The organism is Streptomyces sp. NPDC007905 (genome assembly GCF_042959345.1).
Classification (GTDB): Bacteria; Actinomycetota; Actinomycetes; order Streptomycetales; family Streptomycetaceae; genus Streptomyces.
The window spans coordinates 339,247-363,358 of sequence record NZ_JBIBKS010000003.1 but is presented as its reverse complement, the minus strand read 5'-3'; the positions used below and the strand labels follow the sequence as shown (position 1 = coordinate 363,358).

At 71.0% G+C, this 24,112-nt stretch carries 17 protein-coding genes and 2 pseudogenes; 12 read left to right on the top strand and 7 right to left on the bottom strand.

What is annotated here, in order from left to right:
• Positions 1-101 precede the first annotated feature (101 nt).
• Entirely contained in the window at positions 102-272 is a 171-nt protein-coding gene (locus ACFZDC_RS08015; protein WP_037952753.1) for a hypothetical protein, read from the top strand.
• Between the two features lie 184 nt (positions 273-456).
• On the opposite strand, the pseudogene ACFZDC_RS08010 reads toward ACFZDC_RS08015, so the two are convergent.
• A pseudogene (locus tag ACFZDC_RS08010) lies at positions 457-903 on the bottom strand (phosphatidylserine/phosphatidylglycerophosphate/cardiolipin synthase family protein); the annotation flags it as partial.
• Between the two features lie 337 nt (positions 904-1,240).
• On the opposite strand from ACFZDC_RS08010, the gene ACFZDC_RS08005 reads away from it, so the two are divergent.
• Together ACFZDC_RS08005 and ACFZDC_RS08000 are read left to right on the top strand one after the other, a co-directional pair.
• Positions 1,241-1,435 carry a ribbon-helix-helix protein, CopG family gene (locus ACFZDC_RS08005; protein ID WP_037672007.1) on the top strand — a complete coding sequence of 65 codons (195 nt, stop codon included), beginning with the start codon at positions 1,241-1,243 and terminating at the stop codon, positions 1,433-1,435.
• Positions 1,432-1,824, top strand: coding sequence for a Fic family protein (locus tag ACFZDC_RS08000; protein ID WP_391321300.1), 393 nt, complete (start codon positions 1,432-1,434; stop codon positions 1,822-1,824). Before ACFZDC_RS08005 ends, ACFZDC_RS08000 begins: the two co-directional genes overlap by 4 nt.
• A gap of 40 nt (positions 1,825-1,864) precedes the next feature.
• Here the strand turns inward: ACFZDC_RS08000 and ACFZDC_RS07995 are convergent, their stop codons facing one another.
• Both ACFZDC_RS07995 and ACFZDC_RS07990 read right to left on the bottom strand, forming a co-directional pair.
• The gene (locus tag ACFZDC_RS07995; RefSeq protein ID WP_391321298.1) at positions 1,865-2,110 is read right to left on the bottom strand and encodes a hypothetical protein; all 246 of its coding nucleotides are present in this window, start codon (positions 2,108-2,110) and stop codon (positions 1,865-1,867) included.
• A gap of 143 nt (positions 2,111-2,253) precedes the next feature.
• On the bottom strand, positions 2,254-2,934 hold the full coding sequence (locus tag ACFZDC_RS07990) for a DUF308 domain-containing protein (protein ID WP_391321296.1): 681 nt from the start codon (positions 2,932-2,934) through the stop codon (positions 2,254-2,256).
• A 697-nt stretch (positions 2,935-3,631) separates the two neighbouring features.
• On the opposite strand from ACFZDC_RS07990, the gene ACFZDC_RS07985 reads away from it, so the two are divergent.
• From ACFZDC_RS07985 to ACFZDC_RS07975, 3 genes are all read left to right on the top strand, one after another.
• On the top strand, positions 3,632-4,015 hold the full coding sequence (locus ACFZDC_RS07985; RefSeq protein WP_391321295.1) for a DUF4440 domain-containing protein: 384 nt from the start codon (positions 3,632-3,634) through the stop codon (positions 4,013-4,015).
• A gap of 518 nt (positions 4,016-4,533) precedes the next feature.
• A complete protein-coding gene (locus ACFZDC_RS07980) occupies positions 4,534-5,076 on the top strand; it encodes a DUF2243 domain-containing protein (RefSeq protein WP_391321293.1) in 543 nt (180 codons plus the stop codon).
• Positions 5,077-5,097: 21 nt separating this feature from the next.
• The gene (locus ACFZDC_RS07975; RefSeq protein ID WP_391321291.1) at positions 5,098-5,937 is read left to right on the top strand and encodes a cytochrome c oxidase assembly protein; all 840 of its coding nucleotides are present in this window, start codon (positions 5,098-5,100) and stop codon (positions 5,935-5,937) included.
• 111 nt (positions 5,938-6,048) lie between these two features.
• Here ACFZDC_RS07975 and ACFZDC_RS07970 read toward each other — a convergent pair.
• The 3 genes and pseudogenes from ACFZDC_RS07970 to ACFZDC_RS07960 form a co-directional block, all read right to left on the bottom strand.
• Positions 6,049-6,204 (bottom strand): annotated as a pseudogene (locus tag ACFZDC_RS07970) (carbohydrate ABC transporter permease); the annotation flags it as partial.
• A gap of 52 nt (positions 6,205-6,256) precedes the next feature.
• On the bottom strand, positions 6,257-7,369 hold the full coding sequence (locus tag ACFZDC_RS07965) for a histidine kinase (protein WP_391321289.1): 1,113 nt from the start codon (positions 7,367-7,369) through the stop codon (positions 6,257-6,259).
• Positions 7,366-8,031, bottom strand: a complete 666-nt coding sequence (locus ACFZDC_RS07960; RefSeq protein ID WP_391321287.1) for a response regulator — start codon at positions 8,029-8,031, stop codon at positions 7,366-7,368. The genes ACFZDC_RS07965 and ACFZDC_RS07960 overlap by 4 nt, the downstream gene beginning before the upstream one ends.
• Before the next feature lie 215 nt (positions 8,032-8,246).
• On the opposite strand from ACFZDC_RS07960, the gene ACFZDC_RS07955 reads away from it, so the two are divergent.
• Positions 8,247-9,509 (top strand): DUF418 domain-containing protein, encoded by a 1,263-nt coding sequence (locus ACFZDC_RS07955; RefSeq protein WP_391321286.1) that lies wholly within the window; start codon positions 8,247-8,249, stop codon positions 9,507-9,509.
• A 43-nt stretch (positions 9,510-9,552) separates the two neighbouring features.
• Here the strand turns inward: ACFZDC_RS07955 and ACFZDC_RS07950 are convergent, their stop codons facing one another.
• On the bottom strand, positions 9,553-10,173 hold the full coding sequence (locus ACFZDC_RS07950; protein WP_391321284.1) for a TetR family transcriptional regulator: 621 nt from the start codon (positions 10,171-10,173) through the stop codon (positions 9,553-9,555).
• A gap of 91 nt (positions 10,174-10,264) precedes the next feature.
• Between ACFZDC_RS07950 and ACFZDC_RS07945 the strand changes: the two genes are divergently transcribed.
• From ACFZDC_RS07945 to ACFZDC_RS07925, 5 genes are all read left to right on the top strand, one after another.
• Complete coding sequence (locus tag ACFZDC_RS07945) at positions 10,265-10,927, top strand: methyltransferase domain-containing protein (RefSeq protein WP_391321282.1); 663 nt, start codon at positions 10,265-10,267, stop codon at positions 10,925-10,927.
• 310 nt (positions 10,928-11,237) lie between these two features.
• Positions 11,238-11,489 carry a hypothetical protein gene (locus ACFZDC_RS07940; protein WP_391321280.1) on the top strand — a complete coding sequence of 84 codons (252 nt, stop codon included), beginning with the start codon at positions 11,238-11,240 and terminating at the stop codon, positions 11,487-11,489.
• An 8-nt stretch (positions 11,490-11,497) separates the two neighbouring features.
• Positions 11,498-12,283 (top strand): DUF6338 family protein, encoded by a 786-nt coding sequence (locus tag ACFZDC_RS07935; protein WP_391321278.1) that lies wholly within the window; start codon positions 11,498-11,500, stop codon positions 12,281-12,283.
• Between the two features lie 25 nt (positions 12,284-12,308).
• Positions 12,309-14,885 (top strand): CHAT domain-containing protein, encoded by a 2,577-nt coding sequence (locus ACFZDC_RS07930; RefSeq protein WP_391321276.1) that lies wholly within the window; start codon positions 12,309-12,311, stop codon positions 14,883-14,885.
• The gene (locus tag ACFZDC_RS07925; protein ID WP_391321274.1) at positions 14,882-24,109 is read left to right on the top strand and encodes a hypothetical protein; all 9,228 of its coding nucleotides are present in this window, start codon (positions 14,882-14,884) and stop codon (positions 24,107-24,109) included. Before ACFZDC_RS07930 ends, ACFZDC_RS07925 begins: the two co-directional genes overlap by 4 nt.
• The last annotated feature ends 3 nt before the right edge of the window (positions 24,110-24,112 follow it).

Sequence of the window (24,112 nt, the reverse complement as noted above, 5' to 3'; positions counted from 1 at the left end):
GGTAACCCGCTTGTGCCCCGGCGTTCCTTTCACAAACAAAGCGTAGTCGGTGAATGGCGACGGAATTGCAGGGCAGACGAGAGTGCAGGAGGTTGATAAACATGGTTCCCCTGCTGCTTGTTCTGCTTCTTGCACTGCTCCTCTTCGGTGCCGGCTTCGCCATCAAGATCCTCTGGTGGGTCGCCGTCGCCGTCCTGGTGCTGTGGCTTCTCGGCTTCGTCATGCGCTCCACCACCGCCGGTGGCGGCCGAGGCCGTTGGTACCGATGGTGATCTGACCCGCAGCGCGCCTTCATCACGGGGTCCGGCCGATATGACGGCCGGGCCCCGTGCGCATGCCGGACGTGAGGCGACCTGGTACGTAAGAAGCCATACAGCCCATAGGTGTCCCAAACGGCAGCAGGGTAGGCGTGTTGCAGTCGGGGGCGGGACACGCACGCGCGATGGAACCCGCGCGTGCGCGCTGGTCGGTGCGGGGGCCATGCAGCAGGATCTCGACATGCACGCCGCGACGTGCGGTCTGGCACAGCAGGTCGATGAAGTAGGCGTCAGGGGCGAAGTAGGCGGTGGCCAGCCGGAAGCGCTCCTCGGCGGAGGTGAGCATGACCCGGATGAGGGTTTGCATGTCCTGTCAGCCGATGCTTGCGGAGCCGCGCACGACCTGCACCACCGACGAGCCGACCTGCGGGTGTTCCGTGAAACGGTCGCGGTCATCGAAGAGTTCGTCATGACACTCGGCCCAGTTCTGCGCGAACGCGGCGGCGAGGCCGTCCACGGCCGGGCCGCGCACCTGGACGTGGGTGTCGCGCCACTCGGCAGGGTTGCGGGCATTGCCGCTCCATTCCTCCGCGATGCCGACGCCGCCGGTGAAGGCGGTGTGTTCGTCGACGATGAGGGCCTTCCTGACCTGCACATTCGTGGGTGAGGCGCTGCATCGGAGGACGCCGTCAAGGTCTCGTCCGGAGATTCTCGACGCTCGCGCGACGCCCGAAGCGGGAATCTCAACCTGCCGGACCTCTCCGGCGCGGGCCGCGCGGACCGGTTCCATCGGCACGGGCAGGGCCTCCGGTACGTGCGTCCCGCTTCGTCTCCCCAGCGGCGGTGCGAGTTGCCGTCTCGGCCTCACGCTTCCTGGAGCCGAGAGCGAGGCCCGTACGGGCCGCAGAACCCGGCGACGTGGTCTGAGGCCGAGTGGCTGCTATCACCTCGCCGTCTTGATACCAGTCCGGTATCATGGCTGCATGGCGATGACACTCCGACTCCCCGACGACCTTGACGCGAAGCTCACCGAGCGGGCTCGTCGGGAGGGCCGCAGCAAGCAGGAACTTGCCATTGAGGCCATCCGTGACGCCCAGAACCGGGCCGAGCTGAAGGTCGACGACGTTCTGGCCGAGCTCATGGACAGCGACGCGGAGATCCTGGACTACCTGAAGTGACCGACGTGCGCCACATCCAGATCGACGAGATCCTGGCAATCGCCCGCACGGTCAACGGTACCGAGCACAGCGTGCGTGACATGGGCCTTCTGGTGTCGGCGATCGAGCGACCCCGGACGAACCTGTTCGGAGCCGAGTTGTATCCCACGCTGCACGAGAAGGCTGCGGCACTGCTGCACTCCGTCGCCCGCAATCGCGCGCTGATCGACGGCAACAAGCGCACCGCCTGGCTCGCCATGCGTGTCTTCCTGCGGTTCAACGGCGTGAGCGCCAGTACCGTCCCGCCGCCCGTCTCCGTTGCCGGCCCGTTCGTCGAGGAAGTCGCACAGGACAACATCGATGTACCGGATATCGCCAAGTGCCTCTCCATCTGGTTCCCCATTTCCTGACGTTCGACGTCGTGCGGTGGGGGCGAAATGAGGTCGAACGTCAGCAGCGGAACCCGCGGGTCATGTCCCGGGGCTCGACGTCCGTGTAAGGCTTGAACCGCTCGTCCCACAGGTCTTCTTCGGCCACGTCTGCTTCCAGGAAGTCGTGCGCCCTGTCGCTGACGTCGAGCAGCCCGCTCTCATTGGCGAGGAACTCCCCGTCATAGTCGAACCGAGAGGCCGGAAGGGTCTGGTAGACCTCGTCCCCGTGGACGGATTCGATATGGAACCCGCCGATGCCTTCCACGGCGTAGCCGAGTAGCACGCTCTCGGCCAGGCAGCGCGGTTCCGGGATACCGCCGGCAAGCGGATCGGCCGCGAGGTCGTCGTACGCGCGAGCGCAGTGAAGAAGGAGCCAGGCCGACTGGGTCTCTGCGCTGACCGGAACGCTCAGTGCTGGGGATGCGGGCGGAAGTGGAACGGGGGCCGTTTCCTGGCGGCGGTACCGCGGGTGAGACGGCCGGCCTCGGCGCGGAGTTGGACGGCGTGGAACACCTCGACCGCTCCCAGGACGATGGCCATGATGGCCACCACCATGGTCAGTGTGGCGATCGAGCCGAACGGCGCGACGATGAGGACGATGCCGGCCAGCAGGGTGATGGTTCCCAGGAAAATCTGCCAGCCGCGTGCCGGCAGGTCCGGGGAGGAGACGGCTGCGGCGGTGATCAGGGTGCCGCGGATCAGCCAGCCGAAGCCGATCCAGAGAGCGAGCAGCAGGATGGATTCCAGGGTGCCCCGGAAGCAGACCAGCCCCAGCAGAAGGAAGAGCGCGCCGGTGATGAAGTGCAGCGCCCGCAGATGCCCGGGGATGTGTGCGGCGAAGGCGGCGGCCAGTTGGAAGACGCCGCCGAGCAGCAGGTAGATGCCGAAGAGCAGACCGACGACGCGGAGCGTCTCGCCGGGCCAGGCCAGGACGACGACTCCCAGGGCGATCGAGGCCAGGCCCAGCGTGAGCAGGATCTGCCAGCCGTAGTTCGCCAGGGTGCCCAAAGCCTCGCTCTCCGGGGAGGGACCCTGCGGCTCAGCGCTGCCTGCGGCGCCGGTGCCTGAGGGTTCGAAGGGATGTGTCATGCCGTCTGCCTCCTTCACGGAACGGCCAGAACGTGACACCGGAACGGACACCTCAAGTGTCACCCGATCAGCCCCGTTTCGCACGGCGCAGGACGGAAGGACAGGGGCGCCTACGAGGGGTGGAATCGGGCTCGTGGTGCCTTGGCCGGCGCGTGCCCCTGCCGATCGGGACCGGAGCGACCCGTCGGCCCGGCGGTCGTCGGGCCCCCGTACGGAGGCGGCGGGTGCCCGCCGGTCGCCACAGCGCCGTACGCGTGCTGAAGCGGGCGGCGCGGCGACGCAGGTGCCGGCGGCCCAAGGCCGGCCGGGGCCGGAGCGCGGCGTGCTCGGTCCGGTTGAACAGCCACTTCCAGGCCCGTTTCCGGGGCGCCCCTGTGACCAGGAGGGAGATGTCGGCCGGATCGGCGACCGCGACGGAGCGGCCGACGGTCCTCTCGTGACCGGCGAAGAGCAGCAGGGCCGAGGTGACCGTGACTTCCGTCTGTGTCAGACGCTCGTGGGGATCATCCTCGTGGACGTACCGGGACGGCAGATCGGCGGTGTGCTACGGCACTCCGGCGTGGGTTGCCTCCGGTGGCGGCGCGGCGAACGCCGAGGAGACGGAATCACCCATCATGATCCACTGACAGGCATGCGCCGAGTTCCCCGCCGGGCGACCCGCCCCCGTTGCAAGAGTGACACGACGACAGGAGCCAGCATGAACGCCTCAGCCGACGTCAGTACGCGTATGGAGGTCATCGACGCCTACCGGGCCCACCTGCAGGCGATGGCCGACGGTGACACCGGCGCACTCGACGCCCTGCTGGACGAGGGTTTCACTCTCACCCACATCACCGGCTACGAGCAGCCGAAGGCCGAGTGGCTGGCGCAGATGCGCGCCGGACAGTTCGCCTACCACGGGATCGAGGAGAAGACCGTGACCGTCAAGGTCGACGGCGACACGGCACGCCTCGTCGGCCGGATCATCACGGACGCAACCGTGTGCGACGCACACGCGGACTGGCGTTTGCAGCTGACCATGGACTACGCCCGTGTGGGCGACACCTGGATCGCTCGCCGCTCTGTCGCCAGGAACTGGTGAATCGCCCGCCGCAGGGGAGCGGCAGGTGAGGGTGGCCGATCCGCAAGCCCGGTATCCGAACTGGCCGGGCGGACGACGGCCTCTGCGGACACCCGCCCGTCGGCCTTTCGGCTGCACGGGAACGCGTCGGCCCGACACCATGGCCCGGCGTCGATCAGGACGCCGTACCGCAAAACCTTCCTCCAGCGGCACCCTCAGGTCGCGACCGTGGATGCGGGCGGAGTCCAACGGCGGGAGCGGGGAACGTTGGCACTGACCCCGTGCGCCGGCCCAAGGGCTCCACTTCGCCGACGGCCAGGGAACGGGCAGTCAACCGTTCGCTCCCCTCGCGGAGAAGCGATCGGTCATGGCCGCCGGCCGTCCCACCGGTGGTCCGACGGCAACGGTTCCGGGCTGCCGGATCGCCTGCGCCTGGGCGACTCGGCTGAATCCGCCCGCATCGGGTGACTGAAGCGGGGCGGGTGGGAAACCGTGTCCGGAAGGTCTGACACACACGGCCGGCGGGACGGAGATCGGTGATGGCGAAGCGGGGCAATGCCCGGCCGCTCACTGCGGTGCCGAACAGTCTGCAGTTGCCCGGGCTCATTCTCGGTGTGGGCCTCGGAGGATTCGTCGACGGCATCCTCCTGCACCAGCTTCTGCAATGGCACCACATGCTGACCAGCACCAATCACGACCGCATCGGAGTGAAGTACTACAACCCGCACACCGTCTCGGGGCTGGAGATGAACACCGTGTGGGACGGCATCTTCCACGCCGTGTGCTGGATCGCCGTCCTACTCGGCCTGGCGATCCTGTACTCGCGGGTGACGCACGACCGGCGGGCGGTGTGGACCTCCCGGGCACTGTGGGGCTGGATAGTCGCCGGCTGGGGCCTGTTCAATCTCGTCGAGGGCATCCTGGACCACCAGATCCTGGGCATCCACCACGTCCACGGCGGCCCCCACCAGGCGTGGTGGGACACCGGATTCCTGGTCCTGGGCGGCCTGTTCCTGATCGGCGGCCACTTCATCCAGCGCGGCGGTCGGCCCTTCGACCCGACCGCCGCGCGCGGCGCCTGAACCGGTCGGCGGCCGCGCCTGATGGACACCACGCACCACCACCACGACGGCGGCGGGACCACCGGCTCACTGGGGCCGGCGCTGACCGCGCTGCTCCTGCTCGCCGTGGCCGGCGGCTACCTCCTCGCCGCGCGCCGCGCCCGACGCCGTAACCCCGTCCAGGGCTGGAGCGCCCGGCGTTCGACGTCGTTCCTCGCCGGACTGGCCCTGCTCGCTCTCGCGCTGCTGCCGCCGCTGGCGCCGGCCGCGCACTCCGACTTCCGCGCGCACATGGCCCAGCACATGCTCATCGGCATGTACGCACCGCCGGCCCTCGTGCTGGCCGCGCCCGTCACCCTTCTGCTGCGCACCCTGCCCACAGCCCGGGCTCGTCGGGTGACAACGGTGCTGCACAGCCGGCCGGCCCGGGTGGCGGCCCATCCCGCGGTGTCGCTCGCCCTGAGTACCGGAAGCCTGGGGCTGCTGTACTTCACGCCGCTGTACAACACGGCCATGGCCCATACCGCCGGGCACTGGTTCCTGCACGCGCACTTCCTCATGTCGGGATGCCTGTTCGCCTACCTCATCGCCGGTCCCGACCCCGCGCCCGTCCGGCCCGGCGTGCCTGTCCGCCTCGTGTACCTGGGCATCGCGATCGCCACGCACTCCCTCGTCGCACAGGCCATGTACGGCGGGTTCTTCGTCGACATTCACGCTCCTGTCGACCAGGTCCAGCAGGGTGCGGAGATCATGTACTACGGCGGAGACCTCGCCGAGCTCCTGCTGGCCGGCGCGCTGGTGGCGACCTGGCGGCCCGAACGCCGCGGCAAGGCCACGTCGCCGGACGGGCGGCAGGGTGCGGGTGCGCCCGCACCACGCTGAGCCGGACTGAAGCCCCCGACCTCATGACGCCGAAGCGACGCGCTGGAGCCCCTCCTTGCGAGGACGAGCCCGTGCGGCCGCGTTCCCGCAGGGTGTGAGGCTTTCCGTGCCCGCCCCCTGCGCGAAGCCGTTGGAGATGTAGCGCTGGAGGAAGAGGAAGATCAGCAGGGTCGGCAGGATCACCAGGATCGCGCCGGCCGAGATGGTCTCCCAGTGCGCCCCGAAGGGGCCCTTGAACCGGAGCAGCGCGGTGGAGATCGTCGCGAGGCGGCCCGTTCTCGGTGAGGCGCCGCGAGCGTAGTGCCTTGGCCCGCAGAGGTCACCGGGGGTTACCGGTCGGCAGTTCGAGGCGGAGCTCGTAGCCGCCGTCGGGGGTGGGACCGGCCGTGATGGTGCCACCCAGGAGTTCGGCGCGCTGGCGCAGGCCGACGAGGCCGTGGTGGGCCCCGGGCAGGGGGAGCGGGGGCCGCGTGGGCGCCGTGTTGGTGACCGTGGCGCGGATGCTGCCGTCCGCATGGTGGATGCGGACGGTGGCCGTGGCGCCCGGTGCGTGCTTACGGACGTTGGTCAGGGCCTCTTGGACGGTCCGGTAGACGGCGCGCTGGACGGTGGGGGGAAGGTCTTCGGGCAGATCCGTCTTCAGTTCTGCTTCCATCCCGCTGCCGGAGACCAGTCGCTGCAGGTCGGCGAGGGACGGCTGGGGAGTGAGTTCCGTGGCGCGGCTGCCGGAGGCGCGGAGCACGCTGACCATGTGCCGCAGTTCGTCCAGGGTCTGCACGCTCAGCCGCCGGATTGTGGCTGCGCCGTTCCTGGTCTCGGTGTCCCGGCTGCTCACCTGGAGCGCTCCGGCCTGTACGGCGATGAGGCTGACCTGGTGGGAGACCACGTCGTGCATCTCCCGGGCGAGCTGCGCGCGCTCCTTCGCCAGGACGCTCTGGGCGGTCAGCAGCCGTTCGGTCTCGCGGGCCTCGGTGATCTGGGTGAGCCGGAGGGAGAGTTCGCGGCGGGCCTGGACGAGTTGGCCCAGGAAGACGGGGGCGGCTGCCGTGGCCACGGAGTAGATGAGGTGGAGGACGTTGTGGGTGCCGGCGAGTTCGGTGGCCCTCAGGGTCGTCCACGGCCAGGGCAGGAAGTCGATGATCGCGTACGTCAGGGCGCAGCCGGCCAGCAGGACGCGGTGGCGGCTGTGCGAGGAGAGCGTGTACAGCGCGGCCAGCGTGGCGAAGACCGCATCGGTGACCAGGGCGGTGGGGAGGGTGAGCACGAAGGTCGTCAGCGGCAGGCGGCGGCGCAGAGCGAGGGCGAAGGCGGCGAGCAGCGCGCAGGCCGTGGCCGCTCGCTGTCCGAAGTCGACGTTGGCCCAGGTGTCCGCCAGCGCGACCAGGACCAGGACGGCGTCCAGCACTGCCGGCGGCATCCCTCGGCGCTTCATCCGGCGTCCTCGTCCCGCGCTGGACCCAGCAGGCCCGCGCGCTCGGCGATCAACGCCGCCTGCACGCGACTGCTGACCTCCAGTTTGCTGAGCACGGCGCTGACGTGGCCTTTGACCGTGCCGGCACTCAAATGCATCCGTTCGCCGATGTCGGCGTTGGCGAGTCCGTCCGCCATCAGCACGAGGACGGTGCGCTCACGCTCGGTGAGCCGGGCCGCGAGACGTACGGCGGGTTCGCGCTCGCCCTTGTCGAGATAGCCGTCCACCACCGTGCGGGTGACCTTGGACGACAGCACCGTCCCGCCCTCGGCCAGAGCGCGCACCAGATACGGGAGCTGCTCCGGGTCGGTGTCCTTGAGCAGAAAACCGGCGGCGCCCGAGCGCAGAGCGGTCGTCACGTATTCGTCGGCGTCGAACGTGGTGAGCATGGCCACGACCGGGGGGTCCGGCATGCGGCGCAGGTCCGCCAGGACGGTGAGCCCGTCCACGTCCGGCATCCGGATGTCCAGCAGAACGACGTCGGGGCGTGAGTCGCGCACCGTCCGGACGGCCTGGCCGCCGGGGACCGCCGCCACGACCTCGATGTCGTCCGCCGTGGTGAGGATGTGTGTGAAGCCCGTGCGGACCAGGGCTTCGTCGTCGACCACCAGGACCCGGATCACGTGCGCTCCGCTCGTCGCATGCCTCGTTCGATGCGTACCACCCCGGGAGCGGTCGCCCAGCGGGGCCCAGACGATTCCCGCCGATTGGCGGCGTGCCCCGGCCGGTCGGCCCGGATGGCTTCGGCCGGTCGGCGGGGTGGCTTCGGCCGGTCGGCGGGGTGACTTCGGAAACACGGCGGGTGAGCCACGGAGGGCGTGCGGCGAAAGCTGGAGACATGACGCAGAGCGCATGGCCGGGCGTGCGGACACAGGTGCCGTGCGAGCGTGAGGCGGATCGTTCTTCCGCCCCAGAGGACGCGCCTGCGGCGGGGCGGCTGATCGGTGTCGACCTGGCCCGTGGGCTCGCGGTCTTCGGGATGTACGCCGTCCATGTCGGTCCCGACGTGAGCGTGGGCGGGCCGGTGGGGTTCCTTCTGGAGACGGCTCGCGGCCGCTCCTCCGCCCTCTTCGCGCTGCTCGCCGGCTTCTCGCTGGTCATCATCACGGGCCGTCCGCATCCCCGGACCGGGCGCCCCGGCCGGCAGGCCGTGGTCCGTGTCGTGATCCGCGCCGCCGTCCTCATGGTGCTGGGCTACGCCCTGACCGCCCTGGACACCGAGGTGAATGTGATCCTCCGCTTCTACGCGCTGCTCTTCCTGGCCGTTCTCCCGCTGTACCGGTTGCGGGCCGGGACGCTCGCGCTCGCCGCCGCCGCCGGCGCACTGATCCTGCCCCAGGTCCTCTATGTGATCCGGCAGTCGATCGAGGCGGGGGACTGGGCGGATGCCGTCGCCGCCTGGGACCCGGTGGCCCGGCTCAGCGGCTCCGGCGGAATCACCGACCTGATGTTCACGGGGGAGTATCCGGTTCTCACCTGGATGCCGTTCCTGCTCGCGGGGATGGCGGTCGCCAAACTCGATCTCATCCGGTCCGGCATCCGGTCCCGCCTCATCCTCGTCGGCGGGGCGCTCGCCCTGCTCGGCTACGGCGGCTCCTGGCTGGCCCTGCGCATGTTCCCGCGCGCTCTCACCACCATCGCGGCCGCCGCGGACGGTGGGTCGCCGGCTTCGGCGTGGTGGTCCGACACCGTCGGCACACCCGAGGGCCACACCCCGCTCGCCTGGCTGCTCGTGGCCGCACCGCACAGCCAGACGACCTTCTCCGTCCTCGGCAACACGGGTGTCGCCCTGGTGGTGCTCGTCGCCTGCCTCGCCGTCGCCGACCGGATGCCGCGGCTCACCCGCCTGGCCGCACCGGTAGCGGCGGTCGGCAGGATGGCGCTGACCGTCTACGTCCTGCACATCGTTGTCCTCTGGTTCTTCGCCGACGTCTGGTACGTGCCCGCGATCGACGGCGACACCATGAGCGCGTTGCCGGTACTCCTCGGATTCATCGCGGCCGCCATGCTTCTGGCGAGCCTGTGGACCCGTCTGTTCCGCCGTGGCCCGCTCGAACACGCCCTCCACATCAGCACCCGGGCCGCGCGGTACGTCATGTGAGACGGCGGGGTGCCTCCTCGGAGCCGGGGCGGGGGACTTGCGGTTACCCGCCCTCCCGGGGCAGCAACGACCGCAGGGCCAGATCCGTCAGCTCGGCCTCGACCTGGTCGCGATCGGCAACGACGGCCGCACGGAAGGAACGGCCCGCCAGGAGGGAGACGAGCCACCAGGCGGCGGTGTGCGGGTCGACGTCCTCCCGGACGTCGCCGGCCGACTGACCGCGGCGGAGCAGGTCGGCCAGCGTGTCCGCGAAGTGCTGGTGGACCTGGCGCAGGGCCTCGCCGAGGTCCGGGTCGTGGGCCAGGGCGGTGGCGTCCGCGAAGAGGAAACCATGCGCGCCGGGCTGGTGGAAGCGGTCCATGTGCGCCGGGTCGAGGAAGGATGCCAGCACCTCGGGGACCGGTCGGCCCGTGTCGGCGCCCTGATGCAGGAGCGCGGAGACCGACTCGACGGCGTGGTCCAGGGTCGCTCGGTACAGCGCGGCTTTGGACCCGAAGTTCTGGAAGACGACCGGTTCGGTGACGCCGACCCGCTGGGCGATGTCGGAGACCCTGCCGCGCTGGTAGCCGGTCTCGGAGAACACCTCCGTGGCCGCGGCGAGGATCGACGCGCGGCGCTCGGCGGCGGGCAGGCGGGTGCGCGTGCGGGAACGGGGTTCGGTCACATCGGCCATCGTATGCCGCCCTTGCCCGCCTTCTTAGTCGCGACTAAGTTAGCGAGTGCACTTAGTCGTGACTAAGTTATGGAGGAGGGTCATGCCCCTCGGACACCTCATGCAGGGCGCACCGCACGCGGACACGCCCGGCGTGACCATCGCAACCCCCCGCGCGTACGAACTGTTCGGCGCTGTCTGCTTCGCCGGCCGCCGCGACCGCGCCTTCACCCGTCTCGCCGAACTGAGCGGCGCCGGCCGCGGGGACCGCGTCCTCGACGTCGGCTGCGGCACCGGCTACCTCACCCGGCACATGGCCGCACGCGTCGGCCCGGACGGCACGGTGACCGGTGTGGACCCCTCACCGCCGGTCCTGGCCTACGCCCGGAACAGGAAGCGGCGTACCGGCAGCGCCTGCTGCACCTACCAGGAGGGCATCGCCGAGTCCCTGGACCTGCCCGACGCGTCCTTCGACACGGTCGTCAGCAGCCTGATGCTGCACCACCTGCCGGAGGACCTCCGGCTCCCGGCGCTGCGCGAGATGCGCCGCGTGCTGCGGCCCGGCGGCCGGCTGCTGGTCGTGGAGTTCCGGCCACCGAAGAGCCGGCTCGGCCGCCATCTGGTGCACGGCGGAGCGGGGCACGCCATGGCGCACAACCGGGTGGACGTGCTGGACGGTCTCATCACGGACGCGGGCTTCGAGGTGAGTGGGCACGGCGACGTGCGGCCCTGGCTGTACTACGTACAGGCCCGGCGCGCGCGATAGCGAGGAGGCGCCGGACCGGCGGCGGGCAGGCGGTTGTCCGGGGCCTGCGTACCTTCGCGCACACGGCCCGTGAGAACGCATGCGCGGGCGGCGCCTCGTGGCGGGCGTCCGGCGGCGCCCCCGCCGGGGGGGCGGGAACGTCCTTGAACCGGGCGGGGGTGCCGCGCCGGGCTTCCGCGCCGTGAACCGTCACCGCGTCGACCCACACGCCGGACACGGGCCGGTGCTGGGAGATATGTTGTCCTTCTCTCAACTGGCCACGGCATTGAGTCATTTGGTCATAAGGATCCTCCCGACGCAGTGAGGAAGCATGCCCGACGCAGACCCCTTCCACGAGGCATACGAGGACGACGAACTGCCGCCTGCGGTGCCCCCGCGGCCGAGCCGGCTCTCCGACGACCCGTCCCAGGACCACTACGGCGTGGTGCGTGCCGAACCTCCCACGGACGACTTCCAGCACAACGAGACGTCGCCGCGCTTCGAGATCGCAGAGCCTGCCCCCAACCCGGCGACGCCTCCACCGCCCCAGCCCGCGCAGCAGCCCGGCGACTCCACGGGGTGACGTCGGATTTGCCCACGTCCTTCACGGCGGTCCTGGTCTTCATGGTCTTCGTCGTACCGGGACTGGCCTTCGAACTGAGCCTCCGTCGGCGAACCCCCTCCCGAGTGGAGAGCCCGTTCGTGGAGACCGCCCGGGTGGTGCTGGTGGGGGCGCTGTCCACGGCCGCCGCGGCCGCGCTCCTGATCGCCATACGGGAACTGCGGCCGGGAAGCCTGCCCAGCCCCACCGGGCTGACGACCGACTCGGCCCACTACGTCGCGGCACATCCGGAACTCACCGCGATCGGGCTCGCGGCGGAACTCCTCGCCGCCACGGCACTGGCGCTCCTCGCCGTCGGACTGATCCGTCCTCCGACGAGTGGCGGCATTCAGGGCTTCGACGACATCTGGTACGAACTGCTGTACAACGAAATCCCTGCCGGTAAACGTGCCAAAGTGGTAGTCGCGCTCAAGAGCGGTGGCTACCGTGTGTCGGGGTTCTTCCACACCATGAACACCCATCCCGAGGTCGACCGGCGGGAACTGGTCCTCAAAGCGGTCGAGCTGTTCCGCGAGGACCAGGCGTCGGGTGACGGCACCTGGCCCGCCACCTACGTACGTCTCGCGATCCCCGCGCGTGAGATCGCGTGGATGGCCGTGGCGCACGCCGCCCAGTCGGCGAACGCGGCACCCACCGGTGGCGCCCCGGCACCGCGCCCCTCGGCCTTCCCGAGTGACAGGCTGCGCAGGTTCCAGTGGCAGCTCGCCGCCGCCGTACTGGCTGTCGAGTCAGTGGTGTTGCTCCTCGCGGGCTGATGAACGAACACGGGGGTAGGACGAAGTGGTCGAAGCACATGTCGTCGATCTGACGCTCAGCGACACGAGCGTCGAGCACGGGCCGGGCGGTACGCAGATCTGGACGGCGTCGGTCACGTTGACCAGCCGACGGGGCACGGCCTCGGGAAACGGAAGGGCCGAGGATCTCGGCAGGTTGGTCGCCGATTTCAGGGAGGACGTCGGCAGCCAGAGAATCGGCCGGGCCCTGCGCACCTTGCTGTTACCCCAGGGCGTCGAGACGGCACTCCAAGAGGCCTTCCTCGATGCGCTGCGAGCCGAGGCCCTGTTACAGGCGAGGATTCACTGCACGGACCCCAGATTCGCCGGTCTGCCCTGGGAACTGACCCGAACGCGGTTGCCCGACTCGACGTCGGATCCAGCGGGATCCGGCAAACAGGCCCAACTCGTCAGCAACCCGGAAAAGTGCGTCCTCTCCCGGGTGTCGGAGCACGCCGTCGCCTCCGGAGAGAGGAAGGAACCGCGATCTCTGGTGGTCACGGCGGCGAAAGCCCTGGACGATTCCGGCGCCGAACCGCCGCAGCGCGCGGAACCGGCCGATCCCCACCAGTTCGACGACGTCGACCGGGCCCTGGAGGCGGCCGAGGTGGCCGAGGCGCTGCTGAAGAGCGTAGGCCAGACCGGTCTGCTGAGGGCAGCCACCCGCGAGCACCTCACCAAGCGGCTGGAGACCAGCGCCCACGTCGTGTGCATCATCGCCCACGGTTGGACCGCCCCGTCCCCGGACCGGGGCCGTGAGTGCGGCATCGTCCTGCACGGATCCCCCGCGCCGGACTTCGTCCCGGCCGCTGAACTGGCCGCGCTCCTCGCGGAGTCGGGCACCCAGCTCGTCGTCCTGGTGTCGTGCGACACCGCCGGCCCCGGCGACGGCTTCCAGGGCTGGGGCAGCACCGCGGACCACATGGTGGCCGCGGGAATCCCCGCCGTCGTCGCCATGCAGGCGCCGGTCGAGCAGGAGATCGGGCAAGAGTTCCTGGTCGGCCTCGTCACGGGCCTGAAGCGGGACGGCGAGATCAACTCCGCGATGTCCGAAGGGCTGCGCGCGATCGCCCGGGTCTCCGACATCGTCGGACATCTGGGTGTCCCCGCCCTCTACACCGCCCGCAACGGACTGCGCCTGCGCGATGCCCCGCCGGCACCGGTGTCCGGTCCGCCGCACGCCTATCGGACGGTCTCGACCCGCAGGACCACCGAGAACGGGGAAGAGGTCGTCGAGCACACCTGGGGGACCGACAGCCGGAGAGTGCGCCTGGACGTCGTCTGGGGCCTGGAGCGGCGACCGTTCGCCGGTGTCCTGCTCGACGTTCCCGGCCACGATCTCGCGCAGGACCTGAACGACTGGGAGACGGCGTGGGACGCGCCGCTGAAGCAGGCTGATCTCCCCGCTCGCCGCTGGTTCGCCACCGACGCGAAGCCGCCGAAGCCGAGGGCCTCCTGGGAGCCGCTCGCGACCCGCACCCGGGGGGAGTGGAACGACTTCCGCGACAGGTTCGACAAGTACCACGCCGACGCCGACGCCGAGGCCGACGCCGAGGGCGAGCCCAAGCGCAAGGCCGACGACGGATGGGTCCTGCGCACCCATCTGCCCTCGTGGTCCCCCAGCGACTGGCAGGAGACGATCAGCCGGTGGACGGCGCGCCTCGTGGACTCGAAGGGAAGCCTCGCCCGGCCGTTCATCGTGGTCCTCCAAGGACCGGTCTCCGTCCTCGAGGACCACGGGCTCAGCGTCCTGGCCCGGGTCCGGGAGGATCTGGAGCGCCGCCTGGGAACGCCGGTCACCGCACTGAGCCGCCACCGCCCGGGCCGACGGTACCAGGACCGGAACCCCGAGGCCGTCGCCGACGACACTGATCAGCCGGTCACCGAGCAGGCGTTGCTCGCACTCCGCCGCCAGGACCCCGTGCGGTACGGATACGAGCTGGAGCGCCTGGCGGCCGACGACCGGCTGCCCGGCCGTCCTGCCTCCCTGGCGGTCGCCGCCGACTACGACGACGACATCCGCGCCTGGATCGGGGCGCTCCGGGCGGACCAGAAGGTGCCCCGCCCCCGTGACCTGCCTCTCTGCGTCGACGCGGAAAGGGCCGACGCGATCGCGCTGGCCCTTCTCGGGCAGCGTTCGAAGCTCTCCGACGCCGACCTGCGCGCCTGGGACGACCCGCTCCTGTCCCCTCCCGTTCGTCGCCTGGTGCGCCAGTACTGCTCCGCCTGGGCCAAGGAGCCGCCCGACGCGGACGGCCTGGCGGACTGGCTGTCCGTCCACCCGGACAGTGCCCCGGCAGCGGCCCGCGCGGGGCTCCCGGGGCGGACCGCACACGTTCTGAGCCGACTGCCCGCCACCACGGCTCCCTGGCCACTCCTCCGCGCCTTCGGCGTCGACGCCTGGGCCGTACACCTGCTGCTCCGGCTGCCGCGGCTGGAACGCCACGCCCTCGGGCTGGCCCGCGAGGAGCCGCCGCCGGCGAGCTTCGACGCGGCCCGGCAGGCCGAACACATCCGGAAGGCGGTGGGCCGCGCGCCGACCACCCTCCGACCCTCCTCTGCGACCGACAAGGCAACACGATGATCGAGGACTGGTACTTCTGCGCCGCGATGCGTGACACTCCGCACGCAGCCCACTCCTACCTGGCCGTGCTGGACGTGCTGGACGCGCCCGACGAACTGGGCGATACGGTCCCGGACGCCCTGGACTCCCTGGAGGGCTGCGAGCCCTGGACCGCCCTGCACGTCGTTCCCCGGCTGCTGAGGCCGGCCACCGGCAGGGGTGACACCGCGGACCTCTGCATGGAGCACCTGCTCAAGACGGTGGCCGAGACGGGAGGCGGTGGCCGGGTGGCCGAGGCCCTCGCCGCGGTGTTCCAAGCCTGTGCGGAGGAAAGCCCGTCCCGCGCGAGCGCGCGGTTGCGCGACGCCGCACAAACGTGGGGCCGCAACGCCACTCCCCGGACCACCGAGGAGCCGTTCCGTGAGCTCACCCACTATGCGCAGGAAACTTTCCTGCTGGCCGCGACCGCTCACCTGGCCGAGCGCCCCGAGGCGGCCGAGGTCATCAACTCGCAGCTGCGCAGCGACGGTTCGTCGTTGGAGGAGCTGACTCGCCGTGCCCTGAACCATGAGTACGGACGGTTGCCGTTCCTGCTCGCCCTGCGCGCCCTCGGTGAGGGCGCCTCCAGCCAGGCCGAGCGGAACCGGCTGCTGAAGTCGCTGTGCAGACCCGCTGTCGGCTGGGTCGATCTGGAGCCGGACCTGATGTCCGCCGCGGCACGGCTGCTGCACCTCGGGACGGACCGGGACGCGGCAGAGACCGTGGCCGCTCTGGACACCGACGCCGTCATCTTCAACGGCCTGCGCCGCCTGAGGAAGCTGAGCGGCGACGTCCGCCCCAGGACACCGGCGGAGCGAGTCCTCGACCGGCTCGGAATGCCCGGCGACAAGTCGGCGCCCGCCGCCCTGTCCGTGGTCCTGTGGCAGCAGGCCCTCTGGGACCTCGCGGCCCGTGTGCACCCCCCATCGGCCGCGGCGGTCCTGGCCAACCGGTGGGGCGCGCCCGGCGGCCAGCCCCGCTATCCGGTGTGGTTCAGCGGTCCCGTCGAGGACAGGGAGCGCGGCGTCTGGGCGCGTCAGCTCACCGACCTGTGGCAACTCAGGACCGGTCCGGTGGCGCCGGCGCCGGCGCAGCACAAGGGCGCACCCGCTCCGCAGCTCATCAGGACCGGCCACTTCGCCGCTCCGAAACTCCCGGGCGTGGCCGCCTGGGCCTTCTCGCCCTGGGTGGACCGGGCGCGCACCGGCAGGGACGCCGCGCGCGGAGGCGACCGCTTCCCCGCCGTGCACGACCAGGTCGTGCTCCTGCGGCTGCTGTCGTCCCTGCGGACGGCGGTCAGGCTGATGCGGCACGCCGGCGAGGAGGCCCGTTTCTTCGCCGACCTGGTGATGCACGGCACCGAGGTCCTCACCGAAGGAAGACTCGGGCAGCACATGCGGGAGGTCGCCCATGGCGACGAGCAGCACAAGGACTCTCCTGTCGCGCCCGCGCTGGTACCACTCGCCTTCTCCGCCTACCGGACGGGGATGTACGCCCTGCGCGGGGTCTACCCGGAACTGCATCCCGCGGTGTTCGCCCATCGTGCCGTCGCCGGTGCCGACCCCGAGGCGCTGAGGAACCCCAGCCAGCGCTTCTACCGGCAGGCCCAGCTGCTCCACCAGGACGGAGGAGCACTGAACGTGCTGGTGCGGGCGGTACTGGACGCACTTTCGGGTGCCAGCGGACCACTGGACCGCACCCCGCAGAGCCGCTGGTTCGACGACGAACCCGCGATCGTCGAGCGTCTGCTCAGCCAGGCCGCGCGCCGGCTCCATCCCTGGGCCCACCGCGAGAACGTGGGCAACGCGCTGCTGCTGCTGCGGCTGCTCCTTCGACGGGACGTGACAGGCGACCGCCTGGCGGAGAACTGCGACATGGGCCGCAGGCCGCAGACCTTCCACGAGGTTCTGCTCACGGACCCGGGCGAGCTGGAGACTCCTGAGGATCTGAAAGCCTTCGACACATGGATCGCCAGGGCCCGGAACGGCTCGGCGATCGCGCTCGCGGGGGCGTCGGTCCGGCTGATGCAGGCGTTGTCGAAGCCTCGGGACAGCCGGCCGGACGAGCTGGGCGACCTCGTCGAGGCCTGGGTGGGCCGGATGGACCAGGTCCGCGCGCCCAAGGACCTCGCGCGGCTGACCCGCTGGTACATGCTGCAGATCTTCGACGTGATCCGCGACGACGGCGAGCACGACACCCGGGTGCTGGGCAAACTGCTGGACGTCTTCACGGAGTTCGGCCTGCGCACCCCCACCGACCAGCGATTGCTCTTCAGCCGGCTGGTCGGGTCGCGGTTGTCGCCCGATGCCGCCACCACCGTGCGCACCCGCCTGCTCAGCCTGTCCTACGAGGGTCGGCTGGCCCGGGTCGGCACGGACCGCGCCTCGCAGGACGTGTGGGAGCGGGCCATGTACGGGGAGACCGAGCAGTCGCTCGGGCGCCAGCTGGACTGGCTGGTCAGGACCCTGACGCGGGACGCCTCCCCGGAGAGCCGGCGCAACCGCGAGTTCGTCGAGAAGTCCTGGCAGAAGTCCGTCCTCACCTCCGCCCTTGGGTCGCAGACGGTACCCCTCGGCACTGCCGGGCGACACCTGTCCGGATCGGGACGCAAGGGCAGGGCCCCGGACCCCCGCACAGTGGTGGCCCAACTCGCGTACCGGAGCAGGGGCGAGGCGGTGTTCCACCACCTGCCGGTCGAACCGGACCAGCCGGACACCATCGACCTGTACCGGGAGCCGGACCGGTGGGACGAAGTCCTCAAGAAGACGCGTGGGGGCAAGTTCCCGAGCCTGATCGGAGTGGTGTGCGGGCGGACCGCGGACGATGAGCGGCTGCTGGTCAATTGCGGTATCGGACAGCCGCTGGAGGCATACCCCTACGAAGGGGCCGAGGTCGGCGACCCGGTCCGGTTCCAGCTGGGCCCCGACCACGCCCAGGCCCTCGGCATCGAGATCAAGGGAGTGCCGCAGAAGCTTCCGGTGACGCACCGGGCGGGTGACGTACGGCGGGTGCGGGTCACGCCGCGCCCGGGCAAGGAGATGGCCGGCGTTGTCCTCGCGGACGCCCCTGCCGGGACCGGGGAGGACTTCGGACCACTCTCCGAGTGGGACCCGGACCTCACCAGGGGATTCGCTGCGGCAGGCGAGGAAGCCGTACCGGTCGTCGAGACCGTGGCACGGTACGACGAGCAGGGCTGGCACCCCGTCGACCGTGGCTTCACCGAGTTCCTCGCCGCCGAACTGCCCTACGGAGGCGGGACGGTGGCGGTGCTGACCCTGATGGAGCAGACCGATCCGGAACCCGGCGCCTGGCGGTTCTGCCTGCGCCCGGGAGCCACGTACCTCCTTCCGGACCGCTGCTGGGATCCGGAGTCCGCGAGGCGGTTGCACGACGAGATCGCCGAGGCGCAGGACCCCGTCGGACTGCGCTGCTGGGTGGAGGTCGCCGAGGCCGAGGACGACGGTCCGCCCCGCCTGGCCCTCATCACCCGGCCACCGGCCGGGCTGCCGGTGACCGAGTGCTTCGACGCCGCGGTGGGTGGCCTCGACACCCGGAACCTGCGGTGGCGCGACCTGTGCCTTTCGGACACCGTCCAGGTGATCAGGAAGGACGGCGGATGGCGCATCGAGCACGACATCCCCGGTTTCCCCGACGTCGTCGTGATGGACATGCCGACCCACCTGACGGACTCCGTCGAGCAGGCGGTGACCGACTGGGACGATCGCGGACTGCGCACGGCACGCGTCAAGGCAGTGGACAATCCGCACCTCAATGGCCAGCAGGCGACACTGGAGGCGTTCCGCAGACTGCACCGGCTGAGGAAGGGTGACGTCGTCCGGTTGCGTGGCGGTGTCAAGGCGCCACCGCGCAATGGCTCGTACAACGCCTGGACCGTCGACGGGAACGTGCTGGTCACCCTCGAGGCGGAGTCCGTGATGCTGCGGCCTGCGAAGGACACGGAAGACTGGCGACGCGCGGTCAGGGGCCGGGACGCGATCGTCACCAGGGTCACCCAGGCGAATATCCGAGCGGTCGACCCCCGCCAGGTGAGGCAGCCGGTCTCCGCCGACGACCTGCTCGCCCAGGTTCCGGGCCGGACGGCCGCCGAGGTCCGCACGTTGCTCGCGGGAGCGGACTGCCTCGACGGTGTGCTGCTGTCGGCCCCCGCGCGGTATTCGGGCCAGTCGCCACAGGTGTGGCTCAAAGTGGGCGACCACGTCCTCGACGTGCACATCCCGTGGGACGCCTTCACCGATGCCGGACGCAACAGCGGCGACCAGGTCCTGGCGGTCCGCTCGGGCCGTGACTGGGCCTTCACCGTTCTCCGCCGCCGTGTCTTCGCCCGATGCCTGTGGCAGCTCGCTGGAAAACCGGAGCGCAACTACACCTACCTGGGGAAAGAGGCATCCGGGCAGCGACGTCCGCTCGGACAGGTGCACGGCAAACCCGGAATGCTGGCCCGCGTGGCCCCGGTGCGCAGACGAGGCCCGGACGACCTCGATGCCGGCCAGGTGTCCTTGGGTGTCCCCTTCCTCGACCGCAGCGAGTTCGTGGGGCAAGCCGCGAGGGAACCCGTCACGCGTCACCGCGCTCAGGTGACGCTGGGCCGAGATCGTTCGGCCTGGGGCGTCACCGACCGGGCCTACGACACCGACCAGGCGTGGCAGGTCCATTCCGTCGCCCTGCAGCTGAATCCGGTGCCGGGCACGAGGTCGTACGACGTACGCCGGCTCTTCGTCCTCACCGAGGCGCGCACCGCCGACACGGACGTTGATCACGACAAGGCGTGGCCGCTGGTCACGAAGCAGGCCGGCTGGAACGCCGAGCTGAACGACAAGGAAGCCGTGCTCCTCCCGGTCCCGATCGACGGGGGAAGGCGCCGCGTCAGCCTGCCGCCGGTGCCCCTCGAGCCGGACGAGCGGCCGCACGTCGAGGGCGCGGCGTACTCCCGGACCAACGCACGGGTGGTGGTGCGGCCGGTCCCCGCGCCGGCCGAGGGCACCATTCCCTACACGGCCTCGTTCCGCCGGGTCCCGCCCCTGCGGCTGCAGACGTTCATGGAAGTGCAGAGCATCGTCGAAGGCCGGAAGACGGAGACATCCCTGTACTTCGTAGGTCCGGAACGGCAGGAGCGGCCACGGGGAGGGCGTCCCCAGCCGGAGTGGCTGCTCTTCGAGTGGGGTTTCGGGCGTACCCTCCGGGTCCACGTGAACGACGTGAAGCTGGACGACCGCCCGCTGCACGGCGCCAGGGAACTCCCGCTCTTCCACGGCGACGAGATCACCCGGATCACCATCACCCCCAAGGACCGGCGGGGTGGCGAGGCCAAGGCCCAGGACCGGTTCTGGCTGAACCTCCACGGGAACGCGATCCGCTGGTCCCTCGAGCGCGGTCTGCGCCGCGACGCCGGTCTCGGCATCATCTCCCGGCTGACCGTGCGCCTCGACCGGGCGTCCGACGACGTGCACATCCTCGGCGTGGAATCCCTGAGCCGGACGATCACCGCCGACGAGCGCACGGGTGAAAGTCCGGAGGAGGTGTGGACGCCCCGGCTCCGGCTGGCGCGCCGGAGCGTCGCCGCCGTCATGCGTCACTACCCCTCGGGCCCCGATGTCGTCCGGGTGCTCGGAAGGATGGACACGGACGCCTGGGACCGCAGCAACGGCCTGGAAGTCGAGTTCCGCTACGTCCGGCCGCTGATCGATCCGAAGGCCCGGGACGCCGTCCGCACGGGACAGCACGTTTTCATGTGGGCCGAGCGGATCCAACGGCACCGCAACGACGTCACTCTCGACCTAGCGCTGGAACTCGGCCCGGTGGACAAGCCGGAACGACTCATCGCCCGGGTCACCCGCCGCACCTTCGCCCACCGGGAGGACCTGCTGCGCCGCATCGTCGACGAAGGCGGGCAGGGCGCCCTCAAGGGCACGCCGTACCTGGTCGAACTGCGCCGCTGGCGTCAGGACGACCGCAACTTCGAAGGTCGGGTGACCAAGTCGCCGGCCCGGCCCGCCAAGGCGCTGCTCAGCCACCTCACCGCGCGCAACCCCTCGTGCTTCGCCACGGTCACCCAACACGAGCCGGATCTGCGGCTGGAGCTGCGGGCGGGCATCCATGTCGCCCTGGGTCCCGCGGACATCGCCGAGTGGGACGACGTGGAGCAGGGCACCGTGGTGCGCGTCACCCGGACCGAGGACGACCGTTTCCGGCTCCGCGTGGCACTGCCCAGCGACTCGGCCTACGCCGTCGACGGTCGTGAGGCCGTGGTGTTCCCCAAGAATCCCCTGCTGAGCGGACAGCGGCCGGAGGCGCACCACATGAACCAGCCGCTGTTCATCGTCTCCGGACTGCCCAACGCGGAACTCTTCGCGAGCCCGGGCGAGACCGACGACGCGACGCTCGCCCGGATCGGCCGGGTGATGCGGCACCCGCATCCGAAGACCGGGCGGCTGCGCACCCACCCACAGGGCTTCGTCCTCGAGGCCTCGGAACCCGCGGAGAGCTCGGTGGCCTGGCTCTCGGTCGAACCCGGCACCCTGGAGGCGCGTCTGACCCCGGTGGTCCCCGACGCACAGGAGCGGGGACGGCCGGCGACGCCGATCGACCCGGCGCAGCTCTCCTTCGCCGACCGCGGCACCGGGTGGATCGCCGAACGCCACGCCTTGGCCCGTGACGTGCCGCACGACAGCCGTACCGGGCATTGGCCCGACGGGTCTCCCCGGTCGGTGGTGCGCGAGGAACTGGACCGCCAGGGCCTCGCGGCGCCGGTGATCCCCGCCGCCGGTCCCACCCTGCGTTATCCGCTCGGGCAGGGCCGCTGCTTCGGCTTCCCCGCCGGTCACCTCACCGACCGGCGGGCCGTCACCGACAACGTGCCCCGCCCGCCGGGCACGGCGGACGACGCGCACCGGTATCCCGTCGCGGGCCCGGTGCGGGACTCCGCGCGGACGGGCGGGGCCGACGGATTGTGGCTGGAGTTGTCGCCCGGCCGTCTGACCGAGGTACCGGGCGGGCTGATGCACACCCTGCAGAGCGGCGTCCTGGAGTCCCTGGAGGGGCTGTGCTGGGATCTCTTCCGGGCGGGTGACATGGTGAAGGTCACCGCCCATCACCGGGGCCTGACCGAGCCCGCCTGTGTCGTCCTGCACGACTGGCAACCGGGACTGCGCGGTGCTCTCGGCGACGTTCCGGCGGTGCTGACGGTGCTCGGGTCCGATCCGGAGTCCGGCACGCTGCGTCTGGGCGGCGGTGGCCGCGAGGTGCAGTACCCGGTCACCCGTGAGGCGGCGACACGCTACGCCGAGGGCAGCACGGTGCGTCTCACTCCGGACAACCGCCTCGCCCACTGGTCTGGCGCCCCCGAGCGCGGAGACGCCGTCCTGCTGGGGTGCGACACGGACGGCGTCCTCTTCGTGCACGGCGTTCCCGGACGCGCCGTCGCCCTCGCCGACGAAGGCTGGGCGGACGACGCCTGGCTCCGCCGGGAGCTCTCCGGGGAACCGGAACGGGCCGCAGCCGTGCCCGCCATGGTCGAGGGGGCGCTCCCCGTGACCGTCGAGGAGGTCGGGGCGGACGGCACCCTGAGGGTGTCCCGCTCGGCCCAGCCGCGGCTGCCTTCCGGCCCCGAGGCGCTGTGGCAGGTACCGGCGTGGGCCGCGGGCCGGCTGGCGGACGGCCGACTCGTCCTGCGCAGCGGCGGGGCTCTGCTCGCCGTCCACCTCGACCAGCTGGTACCCGGTCTGCCCGCCGAGGCCGCCGACACGGTGGCCGCCACACTGACCGAACCGGAGGGGCCCTGCGCCGACAGCGGGAGGGTGTGGCTGCACCGCACATCCGACGGGACGCCGGCGAGCGGACTGCGCGTCCGGCAGGAAGCCGAGCGGCTGGTCCTGCCGCTCGCCGTGGTACCCGGGCGCGGCGGCGACGCGAATCCGGCAGGCGTGCTGTGCCAGGAGATGGAGTCGGGGGCTCTGCGCTGGCTGCCCGCGACGCACGCGGCCTGGGCGGAACTGACGACCACGCAGCTGCAGGAGAACCTGGTTCTGCCGGGGCGGCCGGTCTGGGCCCAGATCCGCCCCGGCGGGCACGTCTCGTGCACGTCCTCGGCATCGGCCCTCAGCCACTTCAGGCACCTGAGGATCGGTCAGCCGGTCCGCCTCGTCGTGCTCGGCGGAGTGCCCCGCAGGGCACCCCACGGCCGGTACGAGTACCTGGCCCGGTTGGAGAGCAACGACCTCGTCGTGTCCTTCGTCAGCAAGTCGTCGAAGCACTGGGAGAACGAGCGGCTCGTCGGCGAGATCGAGGCGTTGACCGATCACTCCGAGCACCACGCGATGCAGGTGCGCACCGTCCCGCGGAACCAGCGCGGAACCGTGCCCGACCTGCCCAGTGTCGTCATGTCGGCGGGCAATCAGCCTCCTCGCTTCGACCGTTACTGGGCGCTGTGCATCGACCCGGACCTGGTGATCGACGACGACGGCGGAGAGGTGTCCGCCCGCGAGCGCGTGGTCCGGGCGGCGTGGGACCACCTCGCCGCCGGCGGTACGGGAGACCTGTCGGACGCCGCGCTCGACGCGCTGCACCACTGGGCCGACGTCTGCATGAAGGACCGCTGGGAGGAGAAGGAGGTCGACCTCCTGCCGCTGCTCGGGGCGACATTGCTGGCCGCGGCCAAAGGCACCGCCGACCCGGACGAGGCCAAGTTCGCCGTCGACCTCGCGTACAACATCGGGGAACGCGCCCTGCGGGCCGTCCACATCGATCCCATGCTGAGACCCTGGCTGGGCGACGGGCGGCGCACCGACGGACCCTGGAGCAGACTCCCCGCGTCCAGTGTCCGGGCCCTGATGGAACCGTCCGAACTGGAGCGGGTGGTGGCCTTCGGGCGGGCCCGGCTGTACCGGGCCGAGGTGGAACAGAACCCCGAACTGGAGCTGGTGGTACGGGGACTCCTCCTGTCGGTGGGAGAACGGATCCAGCTCGACCCGCTGCTGGAACCGGCCGGAATCCTCACGGAACTGTCCCGCATCCGCCGTGCCCTGGTACCTCCGGGAACCAGGGCGAGGGCGCAGGACAGGCTCCATCCCACGCAGATCGGTTTCCTCGCTTCGGTGTTCGACACCGCCCTGCGCACCGTCCGCCATGCGGTGCTGCCGGGCGTGTTGTTCACCCCACCGACCTGGTCGGACCAATCGGCCGGAGAGTGACTC

Bases quoted from the DNA above. Each gene is read 5' to 3' on its own strand.
- ACFZDC_RS08015 (WP_037952753.1), top strand. From the start codon at position 102: ATGGTTCCCCTGCTGCTTGTTCTGCTTCTTGCACTGCTCCTCTTCGGT.
- ACFZDC_RS07955 (WP_391321286.1), top strand. From the start codon at position 8,247: ATGACGCAGAGCGCATGGCCGGGCGTGCGGACACAGGTGCCGTGCGAG.
- ACFZDC_RS07990 (WP_391321296.1), bottom strand. From the start codon at position 2,934: ATGACACATCCCTTCGAACCCTCAGGCACCGGCGCCGCAGGCAGCGCT.
- ACFZDC_RS07965 (WP_391321289.1), bottom strand. From the start codon at position 7,369: ATGAAGCGCCGAGGGATGCCGCCGGCAGTGCTGGACGCCGTCCTGGTC.
- ACFZDC_RS07940 (WP_391321280.1), top strand. From the start codon at position 11,238: ATGCCCGACGCAGACCCCTTCCACGAGGCATACGAGGACGACGAACTG.
- ACFZDC_RS07945 (WP_391321282.1), top strand. From the start codon at position 10,265: ATGCCCCTCGGACACCTCATGCAGGGCGCACCGCACGCGGACACGCCC.
- ACFZDC_RS07925 (WP_391321274.1), top strand. From the start codon at position 14,882: ATGATCGAGGACTGGTACTTCTGCGCCGCGATGCGTGACACTCCGCAC.
- ACFZDC_RS07985 (WP_391321295.1), top strand. From the start codon at position 3,632: ATGAACGCCTCAGCCGACGTCAGTACGCGTATGGAGGTCATCGACGCC.
- ACFZDC_RS07975 (WP_391321291.1), top strand. From the start codon at position 5,098: ATGGACACCACGCACCACCACCACGACGGCGGCGGGACCACCGGCTCA.
- ACFZDC_RS07980 (WP_391321293.1), top strand. From the start codon at position 4,534: ATGGCGAAGCGGGGCAATGCCCGGCCGCTCACTGCGGTGCCGAACAGT.
- ACFZDC_RS08005 (WP_037672007.1), top strand. From the start codon at position 1,241: ATGGCGATGACACTCCGACTCCCCGACGACCTTGACGCGAAGCTCACC.